The sequence below is a fragment of the Saccharothrix sp. NPDC042600 genome, from assembly GCF_040647305.1.
Taxonomy (GTDB): Bacteria; Actinomycetota; Actinomycetes; order Mycobacteriales; family Pseudonocardiaceae; genus Actinosynnema; species Actinosynnema mutabilis.
In genome coordinates this window covers 1-8,390 of record NZ_JBEZBW010000182.1, presented here as the reverse complement: position 1 = coordinate 8,390, position 8,390 = coordinate 1, and the positions used below count along the sequence as shown (strand labels likewise).

9 protein-coding genes are annotated in these 8,390 nt (G+C 73.6%); 3 read left to right on the top strand and 6 right to left on the bottom strand.

Annotated elements, in window-relative coordinates; all coding sequences use genetic code 11:
• Positions 1–99: 99 nt before the first annotated feature.
• The 4 genes from AB0A74_RS41905 to AB0A74_RS41890 form a co-directional block, all read right to left on the bottom strand.
• Positions 100–663 carry a hypothetical protein gene (locus tag AB0A74_RS41905; protein ID WP_358258703.1) on the bottom strand — a complete coding sequence of 188 codons (564 nt, stop codon included), beginning with the start codon at positions 661–663 and terminating at the stop codon, positions 100–102.
• An 86-nt stretch (positions 664–749) separates the two neighbouring features.
• Complete coding sequence (locus AB0A74_RS41900; RefSeq protein WP_358258701.1) at positions 750–2,357, bottom strand: DUF885 domain-containing protein; 1,608 nt, start codon at positions 2,355–2,357, stop codon at positions 750–752.
• Between the two features lie 165 nt (positions 2,358–2,522).
• Positions 2,523–3,914: an aspartate aminotransferase family protein gene (locus tag AB0A74_RS41895; protein WP_358258699.1), complete on the bottom strand. Its 1,392-nt coding sequence runs from the start codon at positions 3,912–3,914 to the stop codon at positions 2,523–2,525.
• Complete coding sequence (locus tag AB0A74_RS41890; protein ID WP_358258697.1) at positions 3,911–5,170, bottom strand: MFS transporter; 1,260 nt, start codon at positions 5,168–5,170, stop codon at positions 3,911–3,913. The genes AB0A74_RS41895 and AB0A74_RS41890 overlap by 4 nt, the downstream gene beginning before the upstream one ends.
• Positions 5,171–5,276: 106 nt before the next feature.
• On the opposite strand from AB0A74_RS41890, the gene AB0A74_RS41885 reads away from it, so the two are divergent.
• Together AB0A74_RS41885 and AB0A74_RS41880 are read left to right on the top strand one after the other, a co-directional pair.
• Positions 5,277–5,417, top strand: coding sequence for a hypothetical protein (locus AB0A74_RS41885; RefSeq protein ID WP_343931979.1), 141 nt, complete (start codon positions 5,277–5,279; stop codon positions 5,415–5,417).
• 25 nt (positions 5,418–5,442) lie between these two features.
• The gene (locus AB0A74_RS41880) at positions 5,443–5,916 is read left to right on the top strand and encodes an Hsp20/alpha crystallin family protein (RefSeq protein ID WP_358258695.1); all 474 of its coding nucleotides are present in this window, start codon (positions 5,443–5,445) and stop codon (positions 5,914–5,916) included.
• Here the strand turns inward: AB0A74_RS41880 and AB0A74_RS41875 are convergent.
• A complete protein-coding gene (locus tag AB0A74_RS41875; RefSeq protein ID WP_358258693.1) occupies positions 5,888–6,817 on the bottom strand; it encodes a hypothetical protein in 930 nt (309 codons plus the stop codon). The two genes, AB0A74_RS41880 and AB0A74_RS41875, sit on opposite strands and share 29 nt — an antisense overlap.
• Positions 6,814–7,308: a SigE family RNA polymerase sigma factor gene (locus tag AB0A74_RS41870; protein WP_358258691.1), complete on the bottom strand. Its 495-nt coding sequence runs from the start codon at positions 7,306–7,308 to the stop codon at positions 6,814–6,816. Before AB0A74_RS41870 ends, AB0A74_RS41875 begins: the two co-directional genes overlap by 4 nt.
• Before the next feature lie 121 nt (positions 7,309–7,429).
• Here AB0A74_RS41870 and AB0A74_RS41865 point away from each other — a divergent pair, with 121 nt between their 5' ends.
• Positions 7,430–8,296, top strand: a complete 867-nt coding sequence (locus AB0A74_RS41865) for an LLM class flavin-dependent oxidoreductase (RefSeq protein ID WP_358258689.1) — start codon at positions 7,430–7,432, stop codon at positions 8,294–8,296.
• Positions 8,297–8,390 lie beyond the last annotated feature (94 nt).

Sequence of the window (8,390 nt, the reverse complement as noted above, 5' to 3'; positions counted from 1 at the left end):
GCCGGGCTGATCGCAGCGCGCCGGCCGCCGTCACCGCACGCGCCGGCCGCCGTCACCGCACGCGCGCCGGCTGCCGTCACCGCCGCGTGCCGGCCGCCGTCACCGCAGGGCGTCGGCCAGTCGGTCCAGCGCGGTCGACCAGGGACGGGCCGCGAGCAGCGGCACGCCGTGGCGGCCGGCCTCGGCGGCCAGCCACGCGGCGTACTGCGCGCTGTCGTGCGCGCGTTTGCGCTGGGTGCCCGACGACGGCTCGCGGATCAGGTAGTTGCGCTCCAGCTGCGCCGCCTCCGGCTCGTGCACCAGGACCGACCGCACCTCCGGCCCCCACTTCGCGCAGAACTCCGGCAGCAGGTAGTCGCCCTCCAGCACCAGCGGCAGGTCGGTGTCCAGGTGGTTCTCGACGACCGCCGCCAGCGCCGGCTGCAGCGCGCGGGCCAGCGCCACCTGCGCCTCCACGACCTCCTCGGCCGTCAAGCCCGCGTCCGAGTTCGTGCGCCAGAAGTGCAGGGCGGGCTGCGCGGCGGGCGTCGTGACCGCCTGGGTGGCGACCACCAGGTCGTCCACCTCCACCAACGCCGCACCCCGCGCGCGGGCGGTCGGGTACGACAACGCGCTCTTGCCGCTCCCCGAAGCCCCGCCGATCAACAACACCCGCCAGTCCACGGACCGAAGCGTGTCAACCGCCCGCGCGCGGCGGCAAGCCGAAAAGACCCGCCCTCAGCCAACGCTCAGCCACGGCGTGGCGCCGGTCACGCGGCGGTGCGCGTCCACGCCGTCACCACCTCCGACAGCAACCCCAGCGGCACCCGGCCCTCCGACAGCACGACCTCGTGGAAGTCGCGCAGGTCGAACCGCGCGCCCAGCGCCCGCTCCGCCTGCGCCCGCAGCCGCTGGATCTCCAACCGCCCCACCAGGTAGGCCAGCGCCTGCCCCGGGGCGGCCAGGTACCGGTCCACCTCCGCCTCGATCGCCGCGTGCCCCATCGGCGTGTGGTCGCGCAGGAACGCCACCGCGCCGCGCCGCGTCCAGCCGTTGGCGTGCAGGCCGGTGTCCACCACCAGCCGCGCCGCGCGCAGCGAGTCCAGCGCCAGCATCCCCAGCCGGGACAGGTCGTCGGAGTACAGGCCCATCTCGTCGGCCAGCCGCTCCGCGTACAGCGCCCAGCCGTCGGCGAACGCGTCCATCGGCGCGGTGCGGCGCAGCACCGGCAGGTCCGCGCGCTCCTGGCGCAGCGACACCTCCAGGTGGTGGCCGGGCACGCCCTCGTGGAACGCGGTCACCTCGGCCTTGTAGCGCATCTGCTCGCCCGGCCGCTTGGTGTTGACGTAGTAGGTGCCCGGCCGCGACCCGTCCAGCGACCCCGACAGGTAGGCGGGCGGCGTGGTCGGCGACCCCGACTTCGGGTAGGCGGCGACGGCGCACGACCGCGTCGGGACGCGGTGGAACCACCGGGGCGCGGCCACCTCCGCCCGCCGCACCGCCTCCCGCGCGGCGGCCAGCATCTCCGCGCCGTCGTGCCACCGCAGGCCCGGGTCGTCGCGCAGCCGGGCGAAGATGTCGGGCAGGTGCTGCGTGCGGAACACCCGCCACCCCAGTTCGGCGAACTCCTCGGCGAGCCCGGCCAGCACGTCCAGCCCCACCCGGTGCAGCCGCTGCGCGGACAGGTCGGTGGTGGTGTGGGCGCGCACGGCCGTCTCGTAGGCCGCCTCGCCGCCGGGCAGCCGGCACACGCCCGCGTGGTCGTCGTCGCGGCCGTGCGGCAGCACTTCGGCCAACAGCATGTCGCGGTACTCCAGAATGGCGGTCGTCGCGATTTCCCGGCCTTGCCCGCGGCAGATGTCGTCGATGTTCGCGAGTTGGTTGTCCAAATGCGCGACCGCGGCCCGCACGAGTCGCGCGACCGGCGTTCGACCCGCCGCTATTCCGGCACGGTGCCGTTCCGAGAGGGTGCGGAAGAATTCGGGCAACCGCTTGACGCGGCGCAGGTGCTCGGCGCGCTGCCGCCGGGTCCGCACCGGCAGGGTGGCCAACGTCAGCAACAGGTCGGGCGCCGGGGTGGTCGGGGCGTCGCCGATGGCGAACTCCACCCACCGGCACGCGATCCGGTCCCGTTCGGCCCCGACCTGCTGGAGCACGACCTCGCGGGTGATGCGGTCGGTGGCGCGCAGGCCCGCCGGGTCCACCGCCCGCGCGCGCTCGCCCAGCCCGGCCAGCGCCCGGTCGAACTCCGCGTCGCGGTCCTCGCTGAAATCCGGCAGGCGGTCGTCTTCGGCGGTCCCGCGCGCGGCGGCGGTGGTGGGATAGCGGTTCGCCAGGGTGTCGTGCAGTTCGTCGGCAATGGCCCGGACAACGGACATGACGCCTCCCCCAAGGCAATCGGTGTTGTGCCCGGATCGTGCCACGGATTCCCCGGGAACGGGGGAGGAGAGGCGCAGGTGGACCCCGAAGAATTCACACTCGGGACCACCGCTATGATTGACCGCGTAGCTCGGGTTGAATCCCGGTGCGGGCGGAGCTGTGCCTCATGAGTACAGCACGCCGAGGAACTCCACCAGCAGCCGCTCGCGCAACGCGGGCCGTGCGGCGGCCAGCAGGGTGTTGACCGTGGCCATCCGCTCGGGCAGCGCCGCCCCGCCCTCCAGGCCCGCCGCCGCGAGCAGCCCGGCGAACTCCCGCGGTGTCAACGCGTCCGGGTCGAGCGCCTCGATGAACGCCACCACCTCGGCCGGCACGTCCACCGGCCCCGCCGCGCGCGCGGCGGCCACCGACGCCCGCAGGTCGGCCAGGAACCCGTCCTCCGCGCCCGCGTTGGCCGCCGTCACGGTCAGGTGCAGGTTCGCCGGCGACGAGCGGTGCGCGAACTGCGGCTGCACGTACCAGTTCCGCGTCCGCATCTCGTCGGCCACCACGAACACGTCGACGTCGTCGGAGGTGAACGCGACCAGCGTGGAGTCCGGCTCCCCCAGCACGCGCAGGCCGTCGATGGCCTCGATCCCGTCCCGGATCACGCGGGTGGACTCCAACGCCGTCGCGGCGAGCGTCCGGTAACCGTCGTCACCGATGTGCCGCAGCACCGCCCACGCGGCGGCCACCGGACCGCCGGAGCGGGTGGACTGGGTGGTGGAGTTCAGCATCGTGTAGCCGGGCCACGCGGCGCTGGCGAAGTACTGCGGGCGGCGCAGGTCGGCGTTGGCGTGCAGCAACACGGACGTGCCCTTGGGGCAGTACGCGTACTTGTGCAGGTCCACCGAAATGCTCGTCACGCCCGGCACGGAGAAGTCGAACGGCGGCGCGTCGGGCGCGAACGGCAGCACCCACCCGCCGATGCACGCGTCCACGTGGCACCGCACGCCCCGCTCCAGGCAGGCGGCGGCGATCGGCGGCACCGGGTCCACCACGCCGTGCGCGTAGGACGGCGCGCTCACCACGACCAGCACGGTGGTGTCGTCGATCGCGGCGACCATCGCCTCCGGGTCGGCGCGGAAGGTCTTCGGGTCCACCGGCACCGCCACCACCCGCACGCCGAAGTAGTGCGCGGCCTTGTGGAACGCGGCGTGCGCGGTCTCCGGCAGCACGATCGAGGGCGACTCCACCGTCCGGGCGTCCCGCGCGGCGAGCACGGCCAGCAGGCACGACTCGGTGCCGCCGGAGGTCACCGTCCCGACCGTCTCCGGAGTCCCGCCCAGCAGCCGCGCCGCCGTGGCGACGACGTCGTTCTCCAGCCGCAGCAGGCTCGGGAACGCCGTCGGGTCCAAGCCGTTGACCGAGGACGCCGCCGCGTGCGCCCGCGCGGCGAGGTCGTCCAGGCCCGGCACGGCGCTGTCGTAGACGTACGCCAGCGTCCGGCCGCCGTGCGTGGGCAGGTCACCGGCGCGCAGCGCGGCCAACTCGGCCAGGACGTCCTCGGGGGTCATGCGGTCTCCTCACGGGGCAGCAGCGGCAGGGCGAGCACGACCAGCAGGGCCGGCAGGGCGGTGAACCCGAGCAGGGCGGCGGTCACGGCGCTGTCGGGCTGCACGGCGTCGCCGGTGCCGGCCACGTACCCGCCCAGCCCCAGCACCAGCCCGTACACCCCGGGCCCCAGCGCCAGGCCGAGCGTCTCGCCGGCCGTCCACACGCCGGAGAACAGCCCGGCGCGGGTGTCGCCGGAGCGCCGTTCCTGCGCGGTGATCACGTCCGGCAGCATGGCCAGCGGGAACACCTGCATGCCCGCGTACCCCACCCCGATCACCGCCATCAGCGCGAGCACGACGGCCACCGGCAGCACCGGGGACGCGGTCAGCCCGACCACCGCGGCGGCGAACAGCAGCGACGCCACCACCAGCCCGAACCGCTTGCCGCGCCGCCGCCCGACCCGTTGCCACAGCGGCATCACCACCAGCGCCGGACCGACGAACCCGACGAACAGCCAGGTCTGCAGCGACTGGTCGCCCAGCACGAGCCGGGCGAAGTAGTCCACGCCCGCCAACATCGTGCCCAGCCCGACCGCCTGCACCACGAACACCGCGAGCAGCAGCCGGAACGGCCGCGACTCCCGCACCGCCCCGACCAGCTCCCGCAGCCCGGCCGAGGCCGGCACGTGCCGCGCCACGTCCCGCGTGCCCAGCACCGTCACCACGGTCCCGACCAGGATCAACGCCCCGACCGCCACGCCCATCAGCCCGTACCCGCCGGTCAGGTCCCGCACGGCCGGCGCGCCCGCCCCGCTGACCAGGATCGCCGGCGCCAGGAACGTGATCCGCCACGCCATCAGGCGGGTGCGCTCGTCGTAGTCCCCGGTGATCTCCGCCGCCATCGCCACGTACGGCACCTGGAAGAACGCGTAGGCCGTCGCGCACAGCAGGAACACCACGGCCACGTACGCCGCGCCCGCCGCCCCGGTGAACGGCCCGGCGAACAGCAGCGCGAACAGCACCGCCACCGCGACCCCGCCGCGCAGCAGGAACGGCCGCCGCACGCCCGCCCGGTCGCTGATCCGCCCCGCGACCGGGTTGAACACCACGTCCCACGCCTTCGGGGCGAGCACCAGCAGCCCGGCGACGGCGGCGGGCACGGCGAGCCGGTCGGTCAGGTAGGGCAGCAGGAGCAGGCCGGGCACGGTGCCGAACGCGCCGGTCACGAGCGAGCCCGTCGCGTAGCCGGCGCGGACCCGGGTGGTGAGCTGGGTCATAGGCGGAAGATCTTCGCATTTCCAACGTGATCCACCCAACACCCATGTGTGAACCCTCCGGCCCACGGGTACGTGTCCCCGGAACCTGTGAGAGGGAGTCACGACGATGGGCAAGCACAGACTCGGCACCGCCGACGGGCAGTGGGGTGGGCCGGAACTGGTGGAGGACGCCGAGTCCGCCGCCGAGACCGCGCACCTGCCCGTGGTCGAGGAGCAGTCACCCTCCGGAGCCCCCGACACGGAGTAACAACTTCACCCGTTCGAAGGAGAGTGTGCCCGCGCGAAGCGGGTACACCCCGTTCGACGTGCCCGAAACCCGCCGAGAGGTGACGGTCGTGGAGTGGCTGACGGTCCACCGGGGTCGACCGGACCCGGGGCCGCTGCGCGAGATGGACCTCTGGTGGAACCTCATCGGCCGGACCCTGGGGCGGGACTGGGACGTCACCACCGACGACGGCGACCCGCACGCGGTGGACGTCGTCGTCACCCGCGAGGCCTACCTGATCGCCACCGTCCTGCCCGACCCGGACGTGCTGGTCGAGGTGCACGACCACGACGTGCGGGCGGACGGCGTGCCGGTGCTGCGCTCCCGCGTCGGCATCACGGCCCGCCGCCCGCCCGGCGGCTTCTACTTCTGCGCCACCATCCCCGCCGAGGTCGACGTGGACCGCATCGAGGCGTGGCTGCTCGACGGCGTCCTGGTCGTGCGCGCCCCGCTCACCTGGGCGGGGCGGGCCACCGCGTGACCCGCCACTGCCCGCTGGTGCGCTCGGGGATCACGACCAACGTGACCTCCTCGTCCGGCTTGAGGTCGAGCCCGTGCAGCCGGGGCCACTCGGCGACCGGGGCCGTGCTCGCCGTGTGCAGGTCGTAGGTCCAGAAGGTCGCCGTGAGGACCTCGACGCCGTTGACGAACACCCGCACCCGGCCGGGCGAGTTCAGCCACAGGTCGAGCCCGCCCGTCTCCGCCCACCGGAACCGGGTCTCGAACTGCCCTTCCGGGTGCTCGGGGTTCGACCGGGCGAGGGCCGGCTCGTCCTCGGGCAGCACCGCGAGCCGTTCCGGGCGCGGCGGGAAGGGGTAGTCGGCCAGCGGCACCTCCTCGGCGACCCGGAAGCCCCAGTCGCCGGTGTCGGCCGGCGGGGCGGGCAGGGTCGCCTCGATCCGCACCGCCCGCCCGAACTGGATGCCGAACGCCGTCCACGCGTCGCGCGGCGGTGCGATCATGGTCCCGATCCGGGGGCACGCGCCGTCGTACCAGACCTTGTCGTTGACCGTGATCCGGATGCCGACGCTGGAGCGGTCGCCGATCAGGCAGTAGGCGTGGAGGCGGAAGGTCTCGTCCTTGGGCGTGTAGTACAGGTTCGCCTTCTTCGTCGGCAGCGCGGCCGACACGCTGGTGGGGAACGTGTAGCCGTCGAGGTAGGCCGGCAGCCGCGGGTGGTCGGCGGGGTCGGGGGACTGCCCGCGCGGCAGCCCGACGAGCACGCCGCCGAGCACCAGCACGATCGCCACCGCCACCGCGCCCGCCTGCCGCCACCGGCTCCGGCGCACCTTGGCCCGCACACCCTCGACGCGCGTGCGGTGCCCGTGGTCGGGGAAGTCGGCGCGCTCCCGCAACAGCTCCACCAGGTCCGTCTCGTTCACCGCCCCGCCCCTTCCCGCGTGATCGTCTCGTCCAGCCGCAACTTCGCCAGCGCGCGACTGGTCTGGCTCTTGACCGTGCCCACCGAACAGCCGAGCAGCGCCGCCACCTCGACCTCGGGCAGGTCCTCGTAGTACCGCAGCACCACCGCGGCCCGCTGCCGCCGCGGCAACCGCCCCAGCGCCGCCCACAACCAGTCCCGCCGGTCGACGGCGTCCTCGACCGGTTCACCGGCCCGGTCGGGCACGTCACCGGTCGGCGTCTCGACGCGCCACCGCCTCCGCCACCACGTGGCGTAGGTGTTGACCATGATCCGCCGCACGTACGGCTCGGGCGCGCCGTCGATCCGGCTCCAGGCCCGCCAGGCTCGGGCGAGCGCGGTCTGCAGCAGGTCTTCGGCGTGCCCGACGTCGCGGGTCAACAGGAACGCGGTGCGCAGGAGCCGCGGCGACGCCGTCGCCACGAACTCCTCGAACCCCTCGGGAACCCCCACCCTCTGGCCTTTCGCTAGTTGGACCCCCGTACTACAACCCGGCCCCGGCGGGAGGTTGCACGCTTGACAGACGAACATCGCGTGTGTTCGATCGAACAGATCGACTGATTGGAGCTGGGGGATGCGCGCCGGGATCACGATCCTGCCGGAGTACCGCTGGACCGAGGCGAAACCGAAGTGGCAGGCCGCCGAGCGGTACGGCTTCGCCAGCGCCTGGACCTTCGACCACGTCGCGTGGACCCCGTTGTCCGACGGCCCGTGGTTCAGCGCGGTGCCGACCCTGACCCTGGCCGCCGCGGTGACGTCCCGGATCGAACTGGGGATGCTCGTGGCGTCCCCCAACTTCCGCCACCCGATCCCGTTCGCGCGCGAGCTGACGGCCTTGGACGACGTCTCGGACGGCCGCTTCACCCTGGGCGTGGGCGCGGGCGGCCAGGGCGGCTACGACACGAAGGTCTTCGGCGGCACCAACCTGGTCCGCAGCCCGTCGGCCCGCTACGCGGAATTCGTGGAACTCCTGGACCTGCTCCTGACCCGGGACAAGGTCACCTACAACGGCGAGTACTACCGGGCCGCCAACGCCCGCAACCTGCCGGGCTGCGTCCAGCGGCCCCGCATCCCGTTCATCGTCGCCGCCAACGGCCCGAAGTCCCTGTCCCTGGCGGCCCGCTTCGGCCAAGGCTGGATCACCACGGGAACCCGCCACGACACCCTGGACAACTGGTGGAAGTCCCTGGCCGAGCTCTCCGCCCGCCTGGACGACACCCTGGACGACGCCCCGAACTTCCGCCGAATCCTCCAAACCGACGCCGCACCGGTCTACTCCCTCTCCAGCACCGAGTGCTACCGCGACTTCCTGGGCAGGGCCGAGGCCCTGGGCTTCACCGACATGGCCGCCCCATGGCCACGAGAATCCGGCCCCTTCACCGGCAACGAAGACATCCTGGAGGCAGTAGCCACAGACATCCTCCCCACCCTGCACCAATAAGCGGCGAAGCCGCCGGCGGGCAGTCCACCGGAGGGGACACAACCCAAGCCGGGCTTCTTGCTTGTGTCATCTCCGTATGGCCCGCCCGAAGGGC

Coding starts and splice junctions, on each gene's coding strand:
- AB0A74_RS41900 (WP_358258701.1), bottom strand. CDS start 2,357: ATGTCCGTTGTCCGGGCCATTGCCGACGAACTGCACGACACCCTGGCG.
- AB0A74_RS41895 (WP_358258699.1), bottom strand. CDS start 3,914: ATGACCCCCGAGGACGTCCTGGCCGAGTTGGCCGCGCTGCGCGCCGGT.
- AB0A74_RS41890 (WP_358258697.1), bottom strand. CDS start 5,170: ATGACCCAGCTCACCACCCGGGTCCGCGCCGGCTACGCGACGGGCTCG.
- AB0A74_RS41885 (WP_343931979.1), top strand. CDS start 5,277: ATGGGCAAGCACAGACTCGGCACCGCCGACGGGCAGTGGGGTGGGCCG.
- AB0A74_RS41865 (WP_358258689.1), top strand. CDS start 7,430: ATGCGCGCCGGGATCACGATCCTGCCGGAGTACCGCTGGACCGAGGCG.